Origin of the sequence: Mycobacterium tuberculosis H37Rv (genome assembly GCF_000195955.2) — a bacterium.
Classification (GTDB): Bacteria; Actinomycetota; Actinomycetes; order Mycobacteriales; family Mycobacteriaceae; genus Mycobacterium; species Mycobacterium tuberculosis.
Window position 1 is genome coordinate 2,381,051 of sequence record NC_000962.3, and the last position, 23,094, is coordinate 2,404,144.

A 23,094-nucleotide genomic window follows, 5' to 3' on the forward strand; every position below is an offset into this window, starting at 1 on the left:
GTCGAAGGAGGCAGCCGAACGTGACCTTCCCGATGTGGTTCGCAGTTCCGCCGGAAGTGCCGTCAGCATGGCTGTCCACCGGCATGGGCCCCGGTCCGCTGCTGGCCGCGGCCAGGGCGTGGCACGCGCTGGCCGCGCAATACACCGAAATTGCAACGGAACTCGCAAGCGTGCTCGCTGCGGTGCAGGCAAGCTCGTGGCAGGGGCCCAGCGCCGACCGGTTCGTCGTCGCCCATCAACCGTTCCGGTATTGGCTAACCCACGCTGCCACGGTGGCCACCGCAGCAGCCGCCGCGCACGAAACGGCCGCCGCCGGGTATACGTCCGCATTGGGGGGCATGCCTACGCTAGCCGAGTTGGCGGCCAACCATGCCATGCACGGCGCTCTGGTGACCACCAACTTCTTCGGTGTCAACACCATCCCGATCGCCCTCAACGAGGCCGACTACCTGCGCATGTGGATCCAGGCCGCCACCGTCATGAGCCACTATCAAGCCGTCGCGCACGAAAGCGTGGCGGCGACCCCCAGCACGCCGCCGGCGCCGCAGATAGTGACCAGTGCGGCCAGCTCGGCGGCTAGCAGCAGCTTCCCCGACCCGACCAAATTGATCCTGCAGCTACTCAAGGATTTCCTGGAGCTGCTGCGCTATCTGGCTGTTGAGCTGCTGCCGGGGCCGCTCGGCGACCTCATCGCCCAGGTGTTGGACTGGTTCATCTCGTTCGTGTCCGGTCCAGTCTTCACGTTTCTCGCCTACCTGGTGCTGGACCCACTGATCTATTTCGGACCGTTCGCCCCGCTGACGAGTCCGGTCCTGTTGCCTGCCGGGCTGACCGGGCTTGCCGGGCTCGGTGCGGTATCGGGGCCGGCCGGACCAATGGTCGAACGTGTGCACTCCGATGGTCCCAGCCGGCAAAGCTGGCCTGCGGCCACCGGAGTCACCCTGGTGGGTACCAACCCGGCTGCCCTGGTTACCACGCCCGCACCCGCTCCGACCACGTCCGCGGCACCGACGGCACCGTCGACTCCCGGATCCAGTGCCGCCCAAGGCCTTTACGCGGTCGGTGGTCCCGACGGGGAAGGGTTCAACCCGATCGCCAAGACGACAGCACTCGCCGGTGTTACCACCGATGCCGCCGCACCTGCCGCCAAACTGCCCGGCGACCAAGCTCAGAGCAGCGCCAGCAAAGCAACAAGACTGCGGCGACGTCTCCGGCAACACCGCTTCGAGTTTCTGGCCGACGACGGCCGCCTGACCATGCCAAACACACCGGAGATGGCAGACGTCGCCGCCGGCAACCGTGGATTGGATGCGCTGGGGTTCGCCGGCACGATCCCAAAATCGGCGCCCGGATCAGCGACCGGGCTTACTCACCTAGGCGGCGGATTCGCCGACGTCCTGTCGCAGCCGATGCTTCCGCACACGTGGGACGGGTCAGATTAAACGTTGAAGTACTTGGCTTCCGGATGGTGCAGGACGAACGCGTCGGTCGACTGTTCGGGATGCAGCTGTAATTCCTCGGATAACGTCACACCGATGCGTTCGGGCTCCAGCAGCGCCATCATCTTGGCGCGGTCCTCCAGATCCGGGCATGCGCCGTAGCCGAAGGCAAAGCGAGCACCGCGGTAGCCGAGCTTGAAATAGTCTTCTTTCGCCTCCGGATCCTCGGCCGCCATCGCCCGATCCCCGGAGAACTTGAGCTCCTCACGGATCCGCCGGTGCCAGTACTCGGCCAGCGCCTCGGTGAGCTGCACGCCGATACCGTGCACCTCCAGGTAGTCGCGGTAGGCGTTGGACGCGAACAGCTCGTTGGCGAAATCCGCGATCGGCTGACCCATGGTCACCAGCTGGAACGGCAGCACGTCAACCTCGCCACGCTCGGCGGCCAGCTCCCGCGAGCGGATGAAATCGGCAATGCACAAAAACCGACCGCGCTGCTGGCGCGGGAAGTGAAACCGGTAGCGCACCGGGGCGTCGGGCTTGGGCTCGGTGAGCACCACGATGTCGTTGCCCTCGGACACCGCCGGGAAATAGCCGTACACCACGGCGGCGTGCGCCAAGATGCCGTCGGTGGACAGCCGGTCCAACCAGTACCGCAGCCGCGGCCGGCCCTCGGTCTCGACGAGATCTTCGTAGGACGGACCCTCACCGCCGCGCTGGCCGCGTAAACCCCACTGGCCCAAAAACAATGCGCGCTCATCGAGCAGACCGGTGTAGTCGGCCACCGCCAGGCCCTTGACGATCCGCGAACCCCAGAACGGCGGCGCCGGGACCTCGATGTCGGCCGCGACATCGGAGCGTTCGGGCACCTCGACTGGTTCTTCGGCGGCTTTGCGCTGTGCGGCAATGCGTTTGGATCGCTGGTGGCGGGCCTTACGTTCGGCTTCTTTCTCACGCGCCTTAATGGCTTCCGGGCTGTTTTCGTCGGGCGCCTCGCCGCGCTTGGCGCTCATGATGGTGTCCATCAACTTCAGGCCCTCGAAAGCGTCTCGCGCGTAATGCACTTCGCCCTGGTAGATCTCGGCCAGGTCGTTTTCGACATAGCTGCGCGTCAACGCCGCGCCGCCGAGCAGCACCGGGAACTTTTCGGCGACTCCCCGGGTGTTCATCTCCTCGAGGTTTTCCTTCATCACCACGGTCGACTTCACCAGCAGGCCCGACATGCCGACCACGTCGGCGCTCTTGTCCTCGGCGACTTCGAGGATGGTGGCGATTGGCTGCTTGATGCCGATGTTGACCACTTCGTAGCCGTTGTTGCTCAAGATGATGTCGACCAGGTTCTTGCCGATGTCGTGCACGTCGCCCTTGACGGTGGCCAGCACGATGCGTCCCTTGCCCGAATCGTCGTCCGAGCGCTCCATGTGCGGTTCCAGATACGCGACGGCGGCTTTCATTACCTCCGCCGACTGCAGCACGAACGGCAGCTGCATCTGGCCGGAGCCGAAGAGCTCGCCGACCGTCTTCATGCCGGCCAGCAGATGTTCGTTGATGATCTGAAGCGGCGGCTTTTGCGTCATCGCCTCGTCGAGATCGGCGTCCAGGCCGTTGCGCTCGCCGTCGACGATGCGTTGGGCCAGCCGTTCGAACAGCGGCAGCCCAGCTAGTTCAGCCAGTCGGTCCTCTTTCGAGGAGGCCGCCGACACGCCTTCGAACAGCCGCATCAGCTCCTGCAGCGGATCGTAGTCCTCGCGGCGGCGGTCGTAGACCAGATCCAGGGCGACGTTGCGTTGCTCCTCGGGAATCCGGTTCATCGGCAGGATCTTCGACGCGTGCACGATCGCCGAATCCAGCCCCGCTTCTTGGCATTCGTGCAGGAACACCGAGTTGAGCACCTGGCGCGCTGCGGGATTGAGACCAAACGAGATGTTGGACAGACCAAGTGTGGTCTGCACATCCGGGTGGCGCTTTTTCAGTTCGCGGATCGCCTCGATGGTCTCGATGCCGTCGCGGCGGGACTCCTCCTGACCGGTGGCGATGGTGAACGTCAAGGTGTCGATGAGGATGGATGATTCGTCGACGCCCCAGTTGCCGGTGATGTCGTTGATCAGCCGCTCGGCGATCTCGACCTTCTTCTGCGCGGTGCGGGCCTGGCCCTCTTCGTCGATGGTCAGCGCGACCACCGCCGCGCCGTGCTCGGCGACCAGCGCCATGGTCTTGGCAAAGCGCGATTCCGGGCCGTCGCCGTCCTCGTAGTTCACCGAGTTGATCGCGCAACGGCCACCCAGATGCTCCAAACCCGCCTGCAGCACCGCGGTTTCGGTGGAGTCCAGCATGATCGGCAGCGTCGAGGACGTGGCCAGCCGGCTGGCCAGCGCCTTCATGTCGGCCACACCGTCGCGGCCCACGTAGTCCACACACAGGTCCAGCAGGTGGGCGCCGTCGCGGGTCTGGTCCTTGGCGATGTCCAGGCACTTCTGGTAGTCCTCGGCGATCATCGCCTCACGAAAACCCTTGGAGCCGTTGGCGTTCGTTCGCTCCCCGATCACCAGAACCGAGGCGTCCTGGGCGAACGGGATTGCGGTGTACAGCGACGACACCGACGGCTCGTAGCTGACCTGTCGCTCGGGACGCTTGATGTTCGCAACCGCGGCAGCCACTTCGCGGATATGGGCCGGGGTGGTGCCGCAGCAGCCACCGACCAGCGAGAGCCCGAACTCGGCGATGAAGCCGGCCAGCGCCTCGGCCAATTCGTCGGGCAGCAACGGATATTCGGCGCCCTTGGCGCCCAGCACCGGCAACCCGGCGTTGGGCATCACCGACACCGGGATGCGGGCGTGCCGGGACAGGTGGCGCAGGTGCTCGCTCATCTCGGCCGGACCCGTCGCGCAGTTCAAGCCGATCATGTCCACACCGAGCGGCTCGACAGCGGTCAACGCCGCCCCGATCTCGCTGCCCAGCAGCATGGTGCCGGTGGTCTCGACGGTGACGTGGGCAAACACCGGAATGTGCCGCCCGGCCCGCGTCATCGCCCGCCGCGACCCCAACACCGCCGCCTTCAGCTGCAGTAGGTCCTGGCAGGTTTCCACCAGGATGGCGTCGGCTCCGCCGTCCAGCATGCCCAGCGCGGCCTCGGTGTAGGCGTCGCGGATCACCGCGTATTCGGTGTGGCCCAGAGTCGGCAGCTTGGTGCCCGGCCCCATCGACCCCAGCACGTAGCGCTTGCGGTCGGGACTGCCCAGCTCGTCGGCCACCCGGCGTGCGATCGCGGTGCCCTTCTGTGATAGATCGCGGATCCTGTCGGCGATGTCGTAGTCGCCGAGGTTGGACAGGTTGCAGCCAAACGTGTTCGTCTCGACGGCGTCGGCGCCCGCTTCGAAATAGTTGCGGTGAATGGTTTCCAGCACGTCAGGGCGGGTTTCGTTGAGGATCTCGTTGCAGCCCTCCAGGCCGCGGAAGTCGTCGAGCGTGAGGTCCGCGGCCTGTAGTTGGGTTCCCATTGCACCGTCGCCGACCATCACTCGCTGCGACAAGACGTCGAGCAGATCGGTGTCGTAGAGGTGCTTGTCGGCCGCAGTCACATGGCAAGGATAGTCGGCCTATGAAATTTCCTCAGTCGTTGACAGCGCTCTGCCAGGTACCGCGACGTCGCATCGGTCACAGCTGCCACAAGAGTCTCAGCTGAGGCAGGCACACAACGTGCCCACCTCAGCGCGACAAAGCGTGGCCATCGCTACTAGCCGGGCCGCCTCAGACGACGTGCACGGTTCGCATCGTCGCCCGGGTGGACGCCGTAGGCTGACCAGGTGACCCCATCGGAGGGCAACGCACCGCTGCCCGAACTGCACAACACCGTCGTCGTGGCTGCGTTCGAGGGCTGGAACGACGCCGGCGACGCGGCCGGCGATGCCGTGGCACACCTGGCGGCCAGCTGGCAAGCACTGCCGATTGTCGAGATCGATGACGAGGCCTACTACGACTACCAGGTCAATCGGCCGGTCATCCGCCAAGTCGATGGGGTTACCCGGGAACTGCAGTGGCCGGCCATGCGGATCTCGCACTGCCGCCCACCCGGCAGCGACCGCGACGTGGTGTTGATGTGCGGGGTGGAGCCGAATATGCGCTGGCGCACGTTTTGCGACGAGTTGCTGGCGGTCATCGACAAACTCAACGTGGACACCGTGGTGATCCTGGGGGCGCTGCTGGCCGACACCCCACACACCCGGCCGGTGCCGGTCTCGGGCGCGGCCTACTCCGCGGCGTCGGCGCGGCAGTTCGGCCTTCAAGAAACACGCTACGAGGGCCCCACCGGCATCGCCGGCGTCTTCCAATCTGCCTGTGTGGGGGCCGGCATCCCGGCGGTGACGTTTTGGGCGGCGGTGCCGCACTATGTGTCGCACCCACCGAACCCGAAGGCGACGATTGCGTTGCTGCGCCGGGTCGAGGACGTGCTCGACGTCGAGGTGCCGTTGGCGGACCTGCCCGCACAGGCCGAAGCGTGGGAGCGCGAGATCACCGAGACGATCGCCGAAGATCACGAGCTGGCCGAGTACGTGCAGACGCTGGAACAGCACGGCGACGCCGCGGTGGACATGAACGAGGCTCTCGGCAACATCGACGGCGACGCGCTGGCCGCCGAGTTCGAGCGCTATCTGCGCCGGCGCCGCCCGGGGTTCGGGCGCTAGAGGGAGGTTGCGCTGCGGCGGACGACGGTGTCAGCCGGGCGGCCCAGGATCGCCGGAATCACCCTGAGTGCCCGGAGCGCCGGCTTTGCCGGGATTCGTGCCTGTCGACGTACCACCGCCGGCACCAGCCTCGCCGCGCGCACCGCCGCCGCCGCCGGCCCCGCCCTCGCCGCCGCTGCCCATGGCGCCGTGGGCGCCCGAGTGGCCACTGAGCCAGCCGCCCGCCCCGCCCGCGCCACCGGCACCGCGGGCACCTCCGGCGCCGCCGGTGCCACCATCGCCACCATCGCCGCCGTCACCGCCGCGGCCACCGAAGGCGTTACCACCCCCAAAGGCGCTGGCAACGCCGCCGCCACCGGTCCCGCCGGCCCCTCCCCCACCGCCCACACCGCCGGCACCGCCAATGCCGCCGGCACCGCCAGCCCCGCCGTCACCGATCAGCAGCCCGCCGGCCCCGCCAGCCCCGCCCGCGCCGCCGGCACCACCCATGCCGCCAGAGGCTCCGGTATTCCCGTTGCCGCCGAAGCCACCGCGGCCACCTTGGGCAAAGCCCCCAGTGAATTCGTCGGCGAACCCACCTTTCCCGCCGTCGCCACCGAGGCCGCCGGGAGCGCCGGCGCCTCCGATGCCGCCATTGCCACCGGCGCCGCCGGCCCCGCCGTTACCGATCAATCCCGCACTGTTGCCGGCCCCACGGTCCTGACCGGCGGCACCCGCCCCACCGTGCCCGCCATTGCCATACAGCAATCCACCCGGCCCACCGGGCTGGCCCGGCCCGCCGTTAGCGCCGTCGCCGATCAACGGCCGGCCAACAATGCCTGGGTGGGCGCATTGACGGCATTGAGCACTTCGTGTGCCAACGTGGCGTTGGCGGTCTCGGCGGCCGCGTACCACCCGCCACCCGAGGTTAGGGCCGCGACAAACTGCGCGAGATACGCGGCCGCCTGCGCGCTGATCTGTTGGTATTCCTGCGCATTCGCGCCGAACAGCGCCGCGATAGCCATCGACACCTCGTCGGCGGCGGTCGGCCGCCAACGCCGTCGTCGGGCCTGCCACGAGCGCATTGGCCGCGCTGATCGCCGAACCGATCCCCGCCACATCTGCGGCGGCCGCGGTCAGAAAGAAGGTTGCGCGATTACGAACGACATGTAGTCTCCAACCGTTTACGGCCGCCCGGCAAGGACCTAACGAACCGTTAAGTAGGCGGCGACAGCGCGAACGCTACCGTGACCGCACTCGCGCGACCCCACACTAGGAAGCAGCACTAATGATTTTCTTATCTTCTCCGCAGCATCGACGGCGCCAGCCGACGTTGCGGTGTGTGCGGGTACGATTCCGGTGGAGTTGCCGCCACCCCTAGAGTGGGCGAGGATCGCAAGAGCAAATTCCGCGCCGGTAGGACAACGATAGGACCGCCATTACGAAGCCGCCCGAGACTCCTGAATTGAGCGCGGCCTCACAGCGTGTCGGCGCCTTCGGCGAAGAGGCCGGCTATCACAAAGGCCTCAAGCCCCGACAACTGCAGATGATCGGGATCGGCGGCGCGATTGGGACCGGCCTGTTCCTCGGCGCCGGCGGCCGGCTTGCCAAGGCCGGACCTGGGTTGTTCTTGGTGTACGGCGTGTGCGGGGTTTTTGTCTTCCTGATCCTGCGGGCGCTGGGTGAGCTGGTGCTGCACCGTCCGTCGTCAGGCTCGTTTGTGTCGTATGCACGTGAATTTTTCGGCGAGAAGGCCGCTTACGCGGTGGGCTGGATGTACTTCCTGCACTGGGCGATGACGTCGATCGTGGACACCACCGCGATCGCCACCTACTTGCAGCGTTGGACGATCTTCACGGTGGTCCCGCAATGGATTCTTGCCCTGATCGCCTTGACGGTGGTGTTGTCGATGAACCTGATTTCGGTCGAATGGTTCGGCGAGCTGGAGTTTTGGGCCGCGCTGATCAAGGTTCTCGCGCTGATGGCGTTCCTAGTGGTGGGAACCGTTTTTTTGGCCGGGCGATACCCCGTCGACGGCCACAGCACCGGATTGAGCTTGTGGAACAACCATGGCGGGCTGTTCCCGACAAGCTGGCTGCCGCTGCTGATCGTTACCTCGGGAGTGGTGTTCGCGTACTCAGCAGTCGAATTGGTAGGGACGGCGGCCGGGGAGACCGCCGAGCCGGAGAAGATCATGCCGCGGGCGATCAATTCGGTGGTCGCTCGCATCGCGATCTTTTATGTCGGGTCGGTGGCCCTGCTAGCGCTGTTGCTGCCGTATACCGCCTACAAGGCCGGCGAGAGCCCGTTCGTCACGTTCTTTTCCAAAATCGGTTTCCACGGTGCCGGTGACTTGATGAACATCGTTGTGCTTACCGCCGCGCTGTCGAGCCTGAACGCGGGGCTGTATTCGACCGGCCGCGTCATGCATTCGATCGCGATGAGCGGCAGCGCCCCAAGGTTCACCGCGCGAATGTCGAAAAGCGGTGTGCCCTACGGCGGGATCGTGTTGACCGCGGTCATCACCCTGTTCGGTGTCGCGCTGAACGCCTTCAAGCCCGGTGAAGCCTTCGAGATTGTGCTCAACATGTCCGCGCTGGGCATCATCGCGGGTTGGGCCACCATCGTGCTGTGTCAGCTTCGACTTCACAAGCTGGCCAACGCCGGGATCATGCAGCGGCCGCGGTTCCGCATGCCCTTCTCCCCCTACAGCGGCTACCTCACCTTGCTCTTCTTGCTTGTCGTGCTGGTTACGATGGCGTCCGACAAACCGATCGGCACCTGGACGGTGGCGACACTGATTATTGTCATTCCGGCCCTGACCGCAGGCTGGTACCTGGTACGCAAGCGTGTCATGGCCGTCGCCCGCGAAAGGCTGGGTCATACCGGGCCATTTCCGGCGGTCGCCAACCCGCCCGTGAGGTCAAGAGACTGATGCTTCGAAGAGGTGAATCGATCATCCGCAACCGTTACGCCAGTAAGCCACCACTGTACGGAATGGCAATGGTCTTCTTGGCCATGGCCGTCGTCGCCGTGACCGCGTACTTTCGCATGGGCTGGTGGTCGATCATCGGTTACGCCGCCGCTGCCATTATCGGAGTGATCGGGTTCGCACTCGCCTTCCGCGACCTGTCCTGAATCGAGCGCGACAGAACCTCTAGGAATTCTCGAGTGATTCGGTGTAGGCGCTGGCAAAGCGGCCGAGCGCGGCGACCTCGGCATCCATCTGGGGCATCAGCTTGGCAACGGTGTTGCGGATGGGACGTTGGCCTACCCGGGTGGACAACAACGGCTTGAGCCAACGGAACAGGGCCACCCAGCCCGGGCAGTACACGCGATCTTTTCGGCCCTCAATGCCGTTGACGAATGCGGCCGCACACTTGTTGACCGACGTGGTCTTGTTCAACGGCCAAGGGAGGCGCGCCAGCAATTCGGCGAACGCAGGCAGGTCGGCCTTGGTATCGCGAACCAACGCGGTGTCGATCCACGACATGTGCGCCGAGCCGACGCTGACGCCCAGGTGTGCGACCTCGAGTCGCAACGCGTTGGCGAAGTGCTCGTTACCCGCCTTCGACATGTTGTAGGGCGCCATCCCGGGCGGCGCCGCGAACGCGGCAAGCGACGAGACGATCAATACGTAACCGCGGCGGTCGATCAGCGCGGGCAACGTCGCCCGCACCGTGTGGAAGTTACCCAGCAAATTGACGTCCAACACCCGCCGGAACGCCTGCGGGTCGACCTTCAGCACGGAGCCGTAGCTGGCGATGCCGGCGTTGGCCACGACGACGTCGATGCCGCCGAATCGTTCGACGGCCGTCTCGGCTGCGGCCTGCATGGCGGGCAGGTCGCGCACGTCGGCTACCACGGTGAGTAGGCGGTCGTCGCCGCCGAGTTCGGCGCCCATCACCGCCAGCTCTGATTTGCTCAGGTCGGTCAGCACCAGTTTGGCGCCCTTGTTGTGCAGCCGACGGGCGACCTCAGCCCCGATTCCCCGGGCAGCACCGGTAATGAAGACGACCTTGCCTTGCAGCGATGTCATGGCCGAAAACGTACCGCCGCGCCGGCTACAGGTCCACCCCGAGCAGGGCATCGATCGCCGTCGCCACCAACTTCGGCGCCCCGGCATCGTGGCCGCCGTACTCCACCGCATCGGTGACCCAACCATCCAGTGCGGCAATCGCTTTGGGCGTATCGAGATCGTCGGCCAGGTAGCGGCGCACCCGAGCGACAACGTCAACTGCGGCCGGACCGGCGGGAAGTGCGGTTGCGGTGCGCCAACGGTGCAGCCGGGCGGTCGCCTCGTCAAGCACCTGCTGGCTCCAGAACCGATCGGCTCGGTAGTGTCCGGCGAGCAAACCCAGCCGAACCGCCGATGGCTCAACGTCCTGCGCACGCAGCGCCGACACCAGCACGAGGTTGCCGCGGCTCTTTGACATCTTGTGCCCGTCCCAGCCGATCATCCCGGCATGCACGTAGTGCCGCGCGAATCGCCGTTCGCCGCTGACACATTCGGCGTGCGCAGCGGTGAACTCGTGGTGCGGAAAGATCAGATCGCTACCACCGCCCTGGATGTCGAGGCCGCTTCCGATACGACTGAGCGCGATGGCTGCGCACTCGACATGCCAGCCTGGCCGGCCAGGCCCGAACGGGGACGGCCAGCTGGGCTCACCGGGCCGCGCGGCCCGCCACAACAACGCGTCGAGTTCGTCGCTCTTGCCGGGGCGCCGCGGATCGCCGCCACGTTCCTCGCACAGCCGCAGCATGGTGTCACGGTCATACCCTGACTCGTAGCCGAACTGCAGGGTGGCGTCAGCGCGGAAGTAGATGTCCTGGTACTCTCCCATTTCCCGGTCTATGACATAGGCCGCCCCGCACGCCAGCATTTTTTCGATGAGCTCGACCATTTCAGCAATCGCTTCGGTGGCCCCCACGTAGTCTTGCGGTGGTAGCACCCGCAGCGCCGCCATGTCCTCACAGAACAGGGCGACCTCGGCTTGGGCAAGGTCACGCCAGTCGACACCGTCGCGATCCGCGCGCTCAAATAGTGGATCGTCGATGTCGGTGATGTTCTGGACATAGTGCAATTCATGACCGAGATCCAGCCACAGCCGATGGATCAGGTCGAACGTCACATAGGTGGCAGCATGGCCCAGATGCGTGGCGTCGTAGGGCGTGATCCCGCAGACGTACATGGTGGCCTTAGATCCGGGCGCCACCGGACGGACCTGCCGGTCGGCGCTGTCGTACAGCCGTAGCTGCGGGCCTCGTCCCGGCAACACCGGAACCGGTGGGCAATACCACGACTGCATGTCCTCGACTCTAAACGGCCCGGTGACTCCAGCCTTTCTGAGCAGCCCGCGCGCCGATCAGCGCCACGCGTCGGCGATGGCACCGAGCAGGATCGGCGCCACCTCGGCTCGACACATCAGCAGATCCGGCAGGTAGGGGTCCAGTTGGTTGTATCGCAGCGGCGAGCCATCGAGTCGTGACGCGTGCATGCCGGCGGCCAACATCACCCCAGCCGGCGCCGCGGAATCCCACTCCCATTGGCCTCCGGCGTGCAGGTAGGCGTCGACGTAGCCGTCAATGACGGCCATCGCTTTGGCGCCCGCCGAACCGATCGACACCGGTTGGATCGCCAGCGTCTGGCGGATGCGGTGCAGGACTGCCGGTGGCCGGGTGGCGCTGACGGCAATCCGCAAGGTGCCAGGAACGCCGGCCGGCGCGGCGCCGGAAGTCACCGTATCGGTGCGGTACACCACGTTGCCACGGGCCGGCAACGCCACCGCGGCGTCGGTGATCTCGGGCTGGCCATTGGAGGAACGCCGCCACAGCGCAATGTGTACCGCCCAGTCGTCGCGACCCGGTGTGGAGAACTCGCGGGTGCCATCCAACGGGTCAATAATCCACACCCGATCGGATTTCAGCCGGGCCAGATCGTCGTGGGCCTCCTCACTGAGCACTGCGTCACCCGGCCGTTCGGCCTGCAGCCGTCGCAACAGCAGCGAGTTAGCCTGGCGGTCACCGGCTTCCCCGAGCGTCCATGGCTGATCGAAACCGATCTCCGCACGCACCTGGAGCAACAGCTTTCCCGCGTCCGCCGCCAGGTCGGCGGCCAGCTCGGCGTCAGTCAGGTCGTCCGTCAGATCAGGTGCGGCAGGGCTCACCACTTCAGTATCGCCGAGCTGAACGCAGGCATTTGACAATGGGGCTTCACATCATGATGCTCTATAATTCGCATCTTGATGCACAATAGTGGGATGCGAACCACGGTCAGTCTCGCCGACGACGTTGCCGCTGCCGTGCAGCGCTTGCGGAAGGAACGCTCGATCGGGCTGAGCGAAGCCGTCAACGAGTTGATCCGTGCCGGGCTCACGAAACGACAGGTCGCAAATCGGTTCCAGCAGCAGACGTACGACATGGGCGAGGGAATCGACTACTCCAACATCGGCGACGCGATCGAAACACTGGACGGCCCGGCAAGCGGCTAATGCTCATTGACGCAAACCTCCTGCTCTATGCCGTCGACGAGCGTGCCGCGCGGCACCGCGCCGCGGTTGGCTGGCTTTCGGAACAACTCAACGGCTCCCGTCGGGTCGGCTTGCCGTGGCAGAGCCTGGCCGCCTTCCTGCGGATCGGGACTCATCCACGTGCGTTCCCGCGACCACTCACACCTGCCGCGGCATTCGACATCGTCGACCTAAAACGCCGGCCAGGGAATGGGACGATGCCCATTCGGCCCGGGCATCACCGGTTGGTCCAGCAGCGATTGCGCGCGTCGGCGCAGCGCGCCGATTTCGGCTGCGGCGATTCGCCCGGCCAACGCCTCGGCAAGCGGGCCGCCAAGAGCATCGGCGAGCCCGGCAACCGCCTGCAGAATTTGGTCGTCAATCGGCTTGCCGGCCCAACCCCACAGCACGGTGCGCAGCTTGTTCTCGACGTGCAGACACAATCCATGGTCGACCCCGTAGACCTGGCCGTCGATGCCGCACAGGATGTGACCGCCCTTGCGGTCGGCGTTGTTGATAAGCACGTCGAACACCGCCATCCGGCGCAACCGGATGTCGTCCGCGTGCATCAAAACGACCTCGTCACCGGCGTAGTCGTAGGCCCGCAGCACCGGCAGATAGCCCGGCCGCGGCCGGTGGGCGGGAAACAGGTCGACCAGGTCGGGCCCGGGCAGAGGGTCGGAGTCGACCGCGTCGCCGGGTTGCTGCACCCAGAGCTGTAGCATGCCTATGCCCGCCGGACCGTCTCGGATGATGGTGTGCGGCACCAGGTTCCAGCCCAACTGTGTCGACACCAGATAGGCGCTGAGTTCGCGGCCGGCCAGCGTTCCGTCGGGGAAATCCCACAACGGCCGCTCGCCCGAGACCGGCTTGTAGACGCAATGCAGGCTGCGCAGACCCAGCGTGGACTCACACAAAAAGGTGGCGTTGCTCGCCGAGCGGATCCGCCCGAGGACTGTCAGCTCGCCGTCGGCCAACACCGCATGCTCGTCATCCCGCAGGGTCATCGCCAGACCCGAGCAGCACATCGCGCCGGTAACCGTTGGTGCGCGCACAGATGTGTCCCTCGGGATCCAGCGGTTCATCGCAGAGCGGGCACGGCGGGCGTCCCGCAGAGATGACGCGGTAGGACCGAGTAGCGAACTGTCGGGCGGACTCCGGCGTCAGAAATACCCGCACCGCGTCGGGCCCTTCCTCGGTGTCGTCGAGCACCACGGAAGCGTCGAACTCCGCGTCGGTGACGGCCAGCAGTTCGACCACCACGCTCTGCGCCTCCGAATCCCAGCCCAGCCCCATCGTCCCGACCCGAAACTCGGCATCCACCGGCATGATCAGGGGGCTGAGGTCGTCGATCTCAGTGGGTTCCGGGGGCACCGGGGTGCCGAACCGGCGGTTAACCTCGAACAGCAGCGCTCCGATGCGCTCGGCGAGCACCGCAACCTGCTGCTTCTCCAGGACCACCGACACCACCCGGGAGTCGTGCACCGCCTGTAGGTAGAACGTGCGGTTTCCGGGCTGGCCAACAGTCCCGGCGACGAAACGGTCGGGTGTGCGGAATACGTGAATTGCGCGGGCCATGGCACCTCCAAAATACCGCGCAGACGCCGTTGCCGCGTTCTTCGTCGACGGTCACCCCACACGCTAGTCGGTGGAACCGCCGATCACCGCGTCGCCGGGTGGCACCGCCGCGTTCGGCTCCGGTGACGCACCCTGGGCGGAAGCCGCGGCCTGCAAAGCCGGGGCCAGCCGGGCGCCGGTGTGGTTGACGTGCAGCACGAACGGGCGCAGCTGGGTGTAGCGGACGACACTCACCGAACCCGGGTCGGCGGTGATTCGCTGAAAGCTGTCCAGATGCATACCGAACGCGTCTGCGATCACCGCCTTGATGACATCGCCATGGGTGCAGGCCAGCCACAGCACGTCGTGGCCGTGCTGATCGGCCAGCCGCCGGTCGTGTTCGCGGACGGCTGCCACAGCGCGAGTCTGCACCTGCGCCAAACCCTCACCGCCGGGAAACACCGCCGCGCTGGGGTGGGCCTGGACTACCCGCCACAACGGCTCGTCGACCAGGTCACCGATTTTTCTGCCAGTCCATTCGCCGTAGTCGACTTCGGAGAACCGGTCATCGATGAGCGGCTCCAGGCACAGCGCCTCGGCCAGCGGTTCGACGGTGCGTTGACACCGCAGCATTGGAGAAGACGCGACCGCCCGGATCGGCAGGTCACCAATTCGATCGATCAACCCGGTGGCCTGCTCGCGCCCCTTCTCGTCGAGGTCGACGCCGGACCGGCCGGCCAGCACGCCCGCGGTGTTCGAGGTGGAACGGGCATGGCGTAGCAAGATGACGGTCATGTCGCGGCTACCGTCCCGGTAGCCAGCAGCACGAGCATGCCCGTCCCGACGAGCACCCGGTAGCCGACGAACCAGTACATGTTGTGTCGCACCAGAAACCGCAGCAGCCAGGCCACCGCGGTCAGACCGAGGACGAACGCGATCAGGGTGGCCACCAGCAACTGCGGGCCAGTAGCGCTCATGCCCTCGGTTACCGGGTGGAATGCGTCGGGCAACGAGAACAACCCGGAGGCGAACACCGCTGGAATGGCCAGCAGGAATCCGAATCGGGCGGCCAGTTCACGGTCGAGTCCGAGAAACAGTCCAGCGCTGATGGTCGACCCGGACCTGGATACCCCGGGGACCAGCGCCAGGGTTTGGGCAATACCAACCACCACGGCATCCCGCCAGGTCAACCGCTCAATGTGACGACTCTGGCGCCCCACGTATTCGGCGAGTGCGATCACCCCGGAAAACACCACCAGCGCGGTCACCACGACCCACAGGTTGCGGACGCCCGACCGGATGTCGTCTTTGAAGAACAGGCCCAGAATGCAGATCGGGATTGTGCCGATGATGACATACCAGCCCAGCCGATAATCGGTGTTTCGATGTGCCTTCACGACCAGGCCGTGCAACCAAGCGCTCAGGATGCGCACAATATCGCGCGCAAAGTAGATCACTACGGCGGCCTCGGTGCCCAACTGGCTCACGGCGGTGAACGAGGCACCGGCGTCGCCGCTGAAGAAGATCCGCGACACGATCGCCAGATGTCCCGAGGACGACACCGGCAGGAACTCGGTCAAACCCTGGGCCGCGGCCAACACGATGACTTGCCACCAAGACATCGCCGGAGCCGCGGTCACGACGACGACGGTACCCGGTTACCGGCGGCCGGTAGACGGATGCGCCTAACGCGACACCGGCGCCGCGGATGCCACCGAGTCGCGCACGGCCGCAGCAAGGCTGCGTTCGTCGGTCAGGTCAATGTCGACCAGGCCACGGACCGCCATCGCGACCACATCCTCAGCCTGCGGCACCGGACCGGCCACGCGCGGTCGATAGATTTCGACGACGAGCGAGCGATGCTCGATGTGGAAGGAGAAACTGCGTCCATCGCCGACTTGCCCATACCCGCTGGCGAAAATTCCCGTCGATATATCTTCAACAGCAAACTCTTCGCGCTTGTCTGCGAGATGCCGGTCAGCGGTGACGGTCATGCCCAGAGAATACCTCTGGAGTACCATTTCCCGTGGGCGACATGACGAGATTGAAAGCAACTTGCCAGATTCGGATTCGTGAGAGGTTGACTTCATGTTTCGCATCCGAAGGCTGACCGTTGCTAACAGGGAATAAACCAGCAGTTCAACGCCGCTTCATCGGCCTGTTGATGTTGTCAGTCCTGGTCGCAGGCTGTTCTTCGAACCCGCTGGCTAACTTCGCACCCGGGTATCCGCCCACCATCGAACCCGCCCAACCGGCGGTGTCACCGCCTACTTCGCAAGACCCGGCCGGTGCAGTGCGACCACTGAGCGGCCACCCCCGGGCGGCACTATTCGACAACGGCACCCGCCAATTGGTGGCTCTGCGCCCGGGCGCCGATTCGGCGGCACCCGCCAGCATCATGGTCTTCGATGACGTGCACGTTGCACCGCGCGTCATTTTTCTGCCGGGCCCGGCAGCCGCGTTGACCAGCGACGACCACGGCACGGCCTTCCTTGCCGCCCGCGGCGGCTACTTCGTGGCCGACCTGTCCTCCGGTCACACCGCACGAGTGAATGTCGCTGACGCAGCGCACACCGATTTCACCGCGATCGCCCGCCGCTCCGACGGCAAGCTGGTGCTGGGCAGCGCAGATGGCGCCGTCTACACGCTTGCCAAGAACCCCGCAGTTGACCCGGCGTCCGGCGCCGCCACCGTAGCCAGCCGGACCAAGATCTTCGCGCGCGTGGATGCCCTTGTAACACAAGGGAATACAACCGTTGTTCTGGATCGTGGCCAGACCTCGGTGACCACGATCGGCGCCGACGGTCATGCCCAGCAGGCACTGCGCGCCGGCCAAGGTGCGACGACCATGGCCGCCGATCCGCTGGGCCGGGTGCTGATCGCCGACACCCGTGGTGGCCAACTACTGGTGTACGGCGTCGACCCGCTGATCTTGCGCCAGGCCTACCCGGTGCGGCAGGCTCCGTACGGGCTGGCCGGATCCCGCGAATTGGCGTGGGTGTCCCAAACCGCGTCCAACACCGTCATTGGTTACGATCTGACCACCGGAATACCCGTAGAGAAGGTGCGTTACCCAACCGTGCAACAACCCAACTCGTTGGCCTTCGACGAAACGTCGGACACCTTGTACGTGGTGTCGGGATCCGGTGCCGGGGTCCAGGTCATCGAACACGCGGCGGGCACCCGATGAGCAGCCGACCCGCGGCGCGGCGGACCTGGTTGCCTACCGGCTGGGATTCCGAGATGTCCGACGAGTACGAGTGGGCGCCATTGCGCCTACCGCCAGAAGTGACCAGGGTCAGCGCGTCCACCCGGCTGTCCATCGAGGCCGAATACCGCGGCTGGGAGCTAGCACGGGTACGCCTCTATACCGACGGCAGCAGGCGGGTATTGTTGCGCCGCAAGAAATCTCGCTGGGCAGACGCAGAGGCGAACCGCCGGCCAGACCAGCCGCAGCTGTGGCTCTGAAGGCCGGGGCCAGCCCGCGCGCAGACCGCTATCGGATGTATCCCCTGGTGCGTCGGCTGTTGTTCCTGATCCCACCCGAGCACGCGCACAAGTTGGTTTTCGCCGTGCTGCGCGGCGTGGCCGCCGTGGCGCCAGTGCGCCGGCTCTTGCGCCGACTGCTGGGCCCGACGGATCCGGTGCTGGCCAGCACGGTGTTCGGGGTGCGCTTCCCGGCACCGCTCGGGCTGGCCGCGGGGTTCGACAAGGACGGCACCGCACTATCCAGTTGGGGTGCGATGGGGTTCGGCTACGCCGAGATCGGCACCGTCACCGCTCATCCGCAGCCCGGCAACCCGGCCCCCCGCCTGTTCCGGCTGGCCGACGACCGCGCCCTGCTGAACCGGATGGGGTTCAACAATCACGGTGCCCGGGCACTGGCGATCCGACTCGCGCGGCACCGACCCGAGATCCCGATCGGGGTGAATATCGGCAAGACCAAGAAAACGCCGGCCGGCGACGCGGTCAACGACTACCGGGCCAGCGCCCGGATGGTCGGCCCGCTGGCGTCGTATCTGGTGGTCAACGTCAGCTCTCCGAACACACCGGGGTTACGCGATCTGCAGGCGGTCGAATCGCTGCGGCCCATCCTGTCTGCCGTCCGCGCCGAGACTTCGACGCCGGTGCTGGTGAAGATCGCGCCGGACTTGTCCGATTCCGACCTCGACGACATCGCGGACCTGGCCGTCGAGCTAGACCTGGCCGGCATCGTGGCAACCAACACCACGGTGTCACGCGACGGCCTGACCACACCGGGGGTCGACCGGTTGGGTCCCGGCGGCATCTCGGGGCCACCGCTGGCTCAGCGCGCGGTCCAGGTGCTGCGTCGGCTCTATGACCGGGTCGGTGATCGATTGGCGCTGATCAGCGTGGGCGGGATCGAGACGGCCGACGACGCGTGGGAGCGCATCACAGCGGGCGCATCGCTGCTACAGGGCTATACCGGCTTCATCTACGGCGGGGAACGGTGGGCCAAGGACATCCATGAAGGCATTGCCCGCAGGCTGCATGACGGCGGGTTCGGCTCGCTGCACGAAGCGGTCGGCTCGGCAAGACGTCGGCAACCCAGCTAAAGCGCTAACGCTGCTCGTAGGTGCCGAAGATGACCGCTCGTGCAATCGCGTGCTGGAACAGGTTGAATCCCAGATATGCAGGACTCGCGTCCTCGGGGAGGTCGAGCTTTTCGACCTTCACCGCGTGTACCGCGACGTAGTAGCGATGCACCCCATGACCGGGAGGCGGCGCCGCACCCACATACCGGCGCATACCGGCGTCGTTGACCAATGTCAGTGCCCCGCCCGGCAGTTCGCGGCCATCGCCGACACCCTCGGGCAACTCGGTGACGTTGGCAGGCAGGTTGGCCACCGCCCAGTGCCAGAACCCGGACAGGGTGGGGGCATCAGGGTCGTAGACGGTTACCGCGAAGCTGCGGGTCTCGCTGGGAAATCCCGACCACCTCAGCTGCGGACTGGCATCCGCCCCGCCCGCACCCATGATCCCGCTGACCTGGGGTGTAGCCAGCGGCTGCCCATCGGTGATCGAGGTTGACGTCAGGCTGAAGGACGGCAGCTTGGGCAGCGCGGCATACGGGTCGGGTGAAGTTGTCATGGTCAGTCCTCTCGTGTGATCGACGTTGCGACTAGCCTCGTTTTCGACTAGCAGTGTGTCAGCAAGTGCGTTAGCACCTCGGTGCCGAACCGCAACCCATCGATGGGTACCCGCTCGTCGACGCCGTGGAACAACGAGGTGAAATCCAAGTCCGGCGGCAAGCGCAGCGGGCTGAAGCCAAAGCACCGAATACCCAAGCGCGCGAACGCCTTCGCGTCCGTTCCACCGGACAGCATGTACGGCACCGTGCGACCGTCTGGGTCGACCGCCAACACCGCGGCGTTCATGGCGGCGACCAGATCACCGTCGAAGGTGGTCTCATATGATGGCAGATCGCTGACCCACTCCCGGGTCACGTCGGGTCCGATCAGCGCGTCGACTTCGGCCTCGAACGCCGCCCGGCGACCCGGAAGCACGCGGCAGTCCACAACTGCCTCCGCGGTCGCCGGGACGACGTTGGCCTTGTATCCGGCCTTGAGCATCGTAGGGTTCGCGGTGTCATGTAGCACTGCCTTCAACATGCGGGCCATCGGGCCAAGCTTGTCGATCGTCCCGGCCAGGTCCGGCGAGTCAAGGTCGAAGGCCAGTCCGGTCTCCTCTCCGACTACGGCCAAGAACTGGGCGACGGTGTCAGTGCAGACCAGCGGAAACTGGTGGCGCCCTAGGCGAGCGACCGCCTCACAAACGGCGGTGACCGCGTTCTGGTCGTGCACCATCGAGCCGTGCCCAGCCCGGCCGCGTGCCGTCAGCCGCATCCACTGGATGCCCTTCTCGGCGGTTTCAATCAGGTACAGGCGACGTTCGCCACCATCGTGCCGGGGCACGGTTAGCGAGAAACCGCCGACTTCACCGATTGCCTCGGTGATGCCGTCGAACAGATCGGGCCTATTGTCGACCAGCCAGTGCGACCCGTACTTGCCGCCGTGCTCCTCGTCGGCAACGAACGCGAACACCAGATCCCGTGGCGGCACGATAGCGGCCTGACGAAGGTGGCGGGCAACCACAATCATCATGCCCACCATGTCCTTCATGTCGACCGCGCCACGACCCCAGACGTAGCCGTCTTCGATGGCGCCGGAAAACGGGTGCACACTCCATTCGGCCGGTTCAGCCGGCACCACATCGAGATGCCCGTGGATCAGCAGCGCGCCGCGAGAACTATCGGCGCCCGCCAGCCGGGCGAACACGTTGCCGCGGCCGGGCGCACCGGATTCAACGTATTCAGGTTGGTAGCCGACTTCGGCGAGCTGCTCGGCGACCCAGCGTGCGCACTCGGCCTCACCCTTGGTGGTCCCGGGTTCGCCACTGTTGGTGGTATCGAACCGGATTAGCCTGCTGACGACCTGGGCGACATCATCGCTGTGGTCGCTTGAAGCCCCGGTCTCATCTGTCACAGTCACCTTTCCTACCACTCGTAACCCTGGCGAGCCGATCGCCCCTGGCGCGCCGGGCCCGCGTCGTCGCCGAGCTGGATTTGCTTACGTGGGCTGATTGCCTGGCTCCTCCTCACCCCGTTACCCGGGGCGCATCGTCGCCGAGCTCGATTTGATTGCCCGGCTCCTCCTCACCCCGTTACCCGGGGCGCATCGTCGCCGAGCTAGGTTGGGCCGGTGCGGGGCAATCCGATAGCCTTAGCTGCCAGCCCCGGTGGTTGGTTGGTCCGAGTGGCGGAATGGCAGACGCGCTAGCTTGAGGTGCTAGTGCCCTACTAATGGGCGTGGGGGTTCAAGTCCCCCCTCGGACACAACTTCTTAGCTCTATAGATCAAAACCAAGCCTTGACCTCGTCAAGGACTAACGTTATGAGTTTGCTCATACCAACGATGGTCATCTCGTTGATGTCCTAATACCTAAGAACTCACCGATCACTCGAAGGTGCGGCCAGAGATCTCAGCCTCGACCGCGTTCGGGTTCTCCATTCCGTGCCGAACAGCCAGTATGTCGATAGCCTCGTCGGTCGTCCGATAGGCAACGTAGTACCTGAAGGGCCGGAGGTAGATGTGTCGATAGTGCTTGAATAACGGCGCAAACGCGTTCGGAGCCTGCGGAATCCGCTTCGTCACGGCATCGACAAACAAGTTGTAAAGCCGATCGATCTGATCTGGCGCCGCGTCCGCGTAGTAGGAAAACGCCTCGAATAGGTCGTCTTCAACCCCGTTATGGACGCGCAGCCTGCGCGTCATCCGAGCCGGGCGCGGATCCGCTTGTCGAAGTCATCAATGGTGGACCAATGAGCATCGTCGGTGTCATTGGCCCGCGCTTCGATGAGCGCCTGGTTGGCCTCGCTGATATGCATGCCCTCGGCTAGGTTTCCGTTGATGTGCTCGACGAGCTCAATCTGCTCATCACGCGACAGTGCGTCGACGCTCGCCAGCAATGCCCGGTTGACCACCACTCAACGATACCCAAGGCAGCCAACGCCGGCAGCGCAGCATTCGGAGGCCAGGCTGAACTTCAAGCTGGCAGGTGTCATCCGCTCAGTTGAAAGACCTCAACCCGGGTCGCAGGTGGCCAAGTCCCCCCTCGGACACCACATGTGACGGGTCGAAGACGAGGCACGCCGCGGACGACTTCGAGGGTAAGCAGCCGTATCCCGGGGAGGCCTGCCATGACCACTTCTGGGCCTATGGCAGCTAGCAAACGTCATGAATGGAAGCGCCACCATATGCCGGCGATCCGACGTTCGAGCGTTTGCGGCGCTCGTTTCAGCCAGCCGATCTACTGCCGGAACTGCAAGCGGCAGGAGTGCATTACACAATCGCTGTCGAGGCGGCGGACGATCCGGCCGAGAATGAGTCTCTGTTGGCCACTGCGCGCCACCATGATTGGATAGCGCGCGTGATCGGTTGGGTCCCACTCGCCGATCCGGATGAGGTTACCGAGAGCTCGACGCACGGGCGGCACCGCCCGGACGCCTCCTGGCGACGAGATCTGCGGTGCCCCGGCCTGCTGCCGCCCGGGTGCCACCAGCCAGTCTTGGTCGTAGGCTTGGTAGGTCAGCAGCCGGAAATGCGACCGATGAATCCACCAAGTGGTTTTCTCCGGCGGACGCCGACCCGCAGGTTTCGCGACCGCCGCGATGCTGGTCGCGTATTGGCCGACGAACTTGCGTCCTATCGCGGCAGGGACCGGTTGCTCGTCCTCGGCCTTGCCCGCGGTGGCGTCCCCGTCGGCTGGGAAGTCGCGTCGGCGCTAGGCGCCGAATTGGATGTATTTCTGGTTCGCAAGCTCGGCGTGCCGCAGTGGCGCGAGCTGGCGATGGGCGCGTTGGCCAGTGGGGGCGGGGTCGTGATGAACGACGACGTGGTTTCCAGCTTGCGCATCACCGACCAGCAGGTGCGTGCGGCGATCGACAGCGAGACGGCAGAGCTGCAGCGGCGCGAGCTGGCGTATCGCGGCGGACGCCCTGTCGTCGATCCGCGCGCCAGGATCGTGATCCTGGTTGACGACGGCATCGCCACCGGCGCGAGCATGCTGGCGGCGGTGCGCACCATCCGTGCCACCGGACCGGAGTCGATCGTCGTCGCGGTCCCGGTCGGTCCGGCCACAGCCTGCCGCGAGCTCGCGGCGGAAGCCGACGACGTGGTGTGCGCAACCATGCCGGCAGCGTTTGAGGCCGTCGGCCAGGTCTATAACGACTTTCATCAGGTCACCGACGACGAGGTCCGCGAGCTGCTCGCGACGCCAACCACAGGCGCAGCGACCTAACGAGAGGATTCTCGTGAGGTGACTGGGATGGTCAGGATGCGTGGTCGAGGGTCTAGATCCGGAGCTGGGCGACAAACCACCCGATAACCTCCCACGACGCCCCTACCGA

At 65.7% G+C, this 23,094-nt stretch carries 22 protein-coding genes and 1 tRNA gene; 9 read left to right on the top strand and 14 right to left on the bottom strand.

Going from position 1 to position 23,094, the window contains the following annotated elements; all coding sequences use genetic code 11:
• The first annotated feature begins 20 nt into the window (after nucleotides 1-20).
• Complete coding sequence (gene PPE37, locus Rv2123; RefSeq protein YP_177861.1) at nucleotides 21-1,442, top strand: PPE family protein PPE37; 1,422 nt, start codon at nucleotides 21-23, stop codon at nucleotides 1,440-1,442.
• On the opposite strand, the gene metH is transcribed toward PPE37, so the two are convergent.
• On the bottom strand, nucleotides 1,439-5,017 hold the full coding sequence (metH, locus tag Rv2124c; protein NP_216640.1) for a methionine synthase: 3,579 nt from the start codon (nucleotides 5,015-5,017) through the stop codon (nucleotides 1,439-1,441). The genes PPE37 and metH overlap by 4 nt on opposite strands.
• A 225-nt stretch (nucleotides 5,018-5,242) precedes the next feature.
• Between metH and Rv2125 the strand changes: the two genes are divergently transcribed.
• Nucleotides 5,243-6,121 (top strand): hypothetical protein, encoded by an 879-nt coding sequence (locus tag Rv2125; RefSeq protein NP_216641.1) that lies wholly within the window; start codon nucleotides 5,243-5,245, stop codon nucleotides 6,119-6,121.
• A 30-nt stretch (nucleotides 6,122-6,151) separates the two neighbouring features.
• On the opposite strand, the gene PE_PGRS37 is transcribed toward Rv2125, so the two are convergent.
• On the bottom strand, nucleotides 6,152-6,922 hold the full coding sequence (PE_PGRS37, locus tag Rv2126c; RefSeq protein ID YP_177862.1) for a PE-PGRS family protein PE_PGRS37: 771 nt from the start codon (nucleotides 6,920-6,922) through the stop codon (nucleotides 6,152-6,154).
• A gap of 643 nt (nucleotides 6,923-7,565) precedes the next feature.
• On the opposite strand from PE_PGRS37, the gene ansP1 reads away from it, so the two are divergent.
• Both ansP1 and Rv2128 read left to right on the top strand, forming a co-directional pair.
• The gene (ansP1, locus tag Rv2127) at nucleotides 7,566-9,035 is read left to right on the top strand and encodes an L-asparagine permease (RefSeq protein ID YP_177863.1); all 1,470 of its coding nucleotides are present in this window, start codon (nucleotides 7,566-7,568) and stop codon (nucleotides 9,033-9,035) included.
• Nucleotides 9,035-9,238, top strand: coding sequence for a transmembrane protein (locus Rv2128; RefSeq protein ID NP_216644.1), 204 nt, complete (start codon nucleotides 9,035-9,037; stop codon nucleotides 9,236-9,238). Before ansP1 ends, Rv2128 begins: the two co-directional genes overlap by 1 nt.
• A gap of 19 nt (nucleotides 9,239-9,257) precedes the next feature.
• Here the strand turns inward: Rv2128 and Rv2129c are convergent, their stop codons facing one another.
• From Rv2129c to cysQ, 3 genes are read right to left on the bottom strand one after another with little or no spacing between them, the layout of a single operon-like run.
• On the bottom strand, nucleotides 9,258-10,139 hold the full coding sequence (locus Rv2129c; protein ID NP_216645.1) for an oxidoreductase: 882 nt from the start codon (nucleotides 10,137-10,139) through the stop codon (nucleotides 9,258-9,260).
• 25 nt (nucleotides 10,140-10,164) lie between these two features.
• Nucleotides 10,165-11,409, bottom strand: a complete 1,245-nt coding sequence (gene mshC / locus Rv2130c) for a cysteine:1D-myo-inosityl 2-amino-2-deoxy--D-glucopyranoside ligase (RefSeq protein ID NP_216646.1) — start codon at nucleotides 11,407-11,409, stop codon at nucleotides 10,165-10,167.
• 57 nt (nucleotides 11,410-11,466) lie between these two features.
• Nucleotides 11,467-12,270: a 3'(2'),5'-bisphosphate nucleotidase CysQ gene (gene cysQ / locus Rv2131c; RefSeq protein NP_216647.1), complete on the bottom strand. Its 804-nt coding sequence runs from the start codon at nucleotides 12,268-12,270 to the stop codon at nucleotides 11,467-11,469.
• A 90-nt stretch (nucleotides 12,271-12,360) separates the two neighbouring features.
• Here cysQ and Rv2132 point away from each other — a divergent pair, with 90 nt between their 5' ends.
• Nucleotides 12,361-12,591, top strand: a complete 231-nt coding sequence (locus Rv2132; RefSeq protein NP_216648.1) for a hypothetical protein — start codon at nucleotides 12,361-12,363, stop codon at nucleotides 12,589-12,591.
• 209 nt (nucleotides 12,592-12,800) lie between these two features.
• Here the strand turns inward: Rv2132 and Rv2133c are convergent, their stop codons facing one another.
• From Rv2133c to Rv2137c, 5 genes are all read right to left on the bottom strand, one after another.
• The gene (locus Rv2133c; RefSeq protein NP_216649.1) at nucleotides 12,801-13,589 is read right to left on the bottom strand and encodes a hypothetical protein; all 789 of its coding nucleotides are present in this window, start codon (nucleotides 13,587-13,589) and stop codon (nucleotides 12,801-12,803) included.
• Between the two features lie 10 nt (nucleotides 13,590-13,599).
• Nucleotides 13,600-14,187 carry a hypothetical protein gene (locus Rv2134c; RefSeq protein NP_216650.1) on the bottom strand — a complete coding sequence of 196 codons (588 nt, stop codon included), beginning with the start codon at nucleotides 14,185-14,187 and terminating at the stop codon, nucleotides 13,600-13,602.
• Nucleotides 14,188-14,250: 63 nt separating this feature from the next.
• The gene (locus Rv2135c) at nucleotides 14,251-14,961 is read right to left on the bottom strand and encodes a hypothetical protein (protein ID NP_216651.1); all 711 of its coding nucleotides are present in this window, start codon (nucleotides 14,959-14,961) and stop codon (nucleotides 14,251-14,253) included.
• Nucleotides 14,958-15,788: an undecaprenyl-diphosphatase gene (locus Rv2136c; protein NP_216652.1), complete on the bottom strand. Its 831-nt coding sequence runs from the start codon at nucleotides 15,786-15,788 to the stop codon at nucleotides 14,958-14,960. Before Rv2136c ends, Rv2135c begins: the two co-directional genes overlap by 4 nt.
• A gap of 63 nt (nucleotides 15,789-15,851) precedes the next feature.
• Nucleotides 15,852-16,265 (bottom strand): hypothetical protein, encoded by a 414-nt coding sequence (locus Rv2137c; protein NP_216653.1) that lies wholly within the window; start codon nucleotides 16,263-16,265, stop codon nucleotides 15,852-15,854.
• A gap of 14 nt (nucleotides 16,266-16,279) precedes the next feature.
• Between Rv2137c and lppL the strand changes: the two genes are divergently transcribed.
• Together lppL and pyrD are read left to right on the top strand one after the other, a co-directional pair.
• Nucleotides 16,280-17,356: a lipoprotein LppL gene (lppL, locus tag Rv2138; protein ID NP_216654.1), complete on the top strand. Its 1,077-nt coding sequence runs from the start codon at nucleotides 16,280-16,282 to the stop codon at nucleotides 17,354-17,356.
• Between the two features lie 313 nt (nucleotides 17,357-17,669).
• Complete coding sequence (pyrD, locus tag Rv2139) at nucleotides 17,670-18,743, top strand: dihydroorotate dehydrogenase (protein ID NP_216655.1); 1,074 nt, start codon at nucleotides 17,670-17,672, stop codon at nucleotides 18,741-18,743.
• Between the two features lie 4 nt (nucleotides 18,744-18,747).
• Here pyrD and TB18.6 read toward each other — a convergent pair whose 3' ends face one another.
• Together TB18.6 and Rv2141c are read right to left on the bottom strand one after the other, a co-directional pair.
• On the bottom strand, nucleotides 18,748-19,278 hold the full coding sequence (gene TB18.6, locus Rv2140c; protein ID NP_216656.1) for a hypothetical protein: 531 nt from the start codon (nucleotides 19,276-19,278) through the stop codon (nucleotides 18,748-18,750).
• Between the two features lie 47 nt (nucleotides 19,279-19,325).
• Nucleotides 19,326-20,672, bottom strand: a complete 1,347-nt coding sequence (locus Rv2141c; RefSeq protein YP_177864.1) for a hypothetical protein — start codon at nucleotides 20,670-20,672, stop codon at nucleotides 19,326-19,328.
• A gap of 264 nt (nucleotides 20,673-20,936) precedes the next feature.
• Here Rv2141c and leuU point away from each other — a divergent pair.
• Nucleotides 20,937-21,022 (top strand) — tRNA-Leu (gene leuU / locus Rvnt22).
• 120 nt (nucleotides 21,023-21,142) lie between these two features.
• Here the strand turns inward: leuU and parE2 are convergent.
• A complete protein-coding gene (gene parE2 / locus Rv2142c; RefSeq protein ID NP_216658.1) occupies nucleotides 21,143-21,460 on the bottom strand; it encodes a toxin ParE2 in 318 nt (105 codons plus the stop codon).
• Complete coding sequence (gene parD2 / locus Rv2142A; protein ID YP_007410825.1) at nucleotides 21,457-21,672, bottom strand: antitoxin ParD2; 216 nt, start codon at nucleotides 21,670-21,672, stop codon at nucleotides 21,457-21,459. Before parD2 ends, parE2 begins: the two co-directional genes overlap by 4 nt.
• Nucleotides 21,673-21,926: 254 nt before the next feature.
• On the opposite strand from parD2, the gene Rv2143 reads away from it, so the two are divergent.
• Nucleotides 21,927-22,985, top strand: a complete 1,059-nt coding sequence (locus tag Rv2143) for a hypothetical protein (protein ID NP_216659.1) — start codon at nucleotides 21,927-21,929, stop codon at nucleotides 22,983-22,985.
• Nucleotides 22,986-23,094 lie beyond the last annotated feature (109 nt).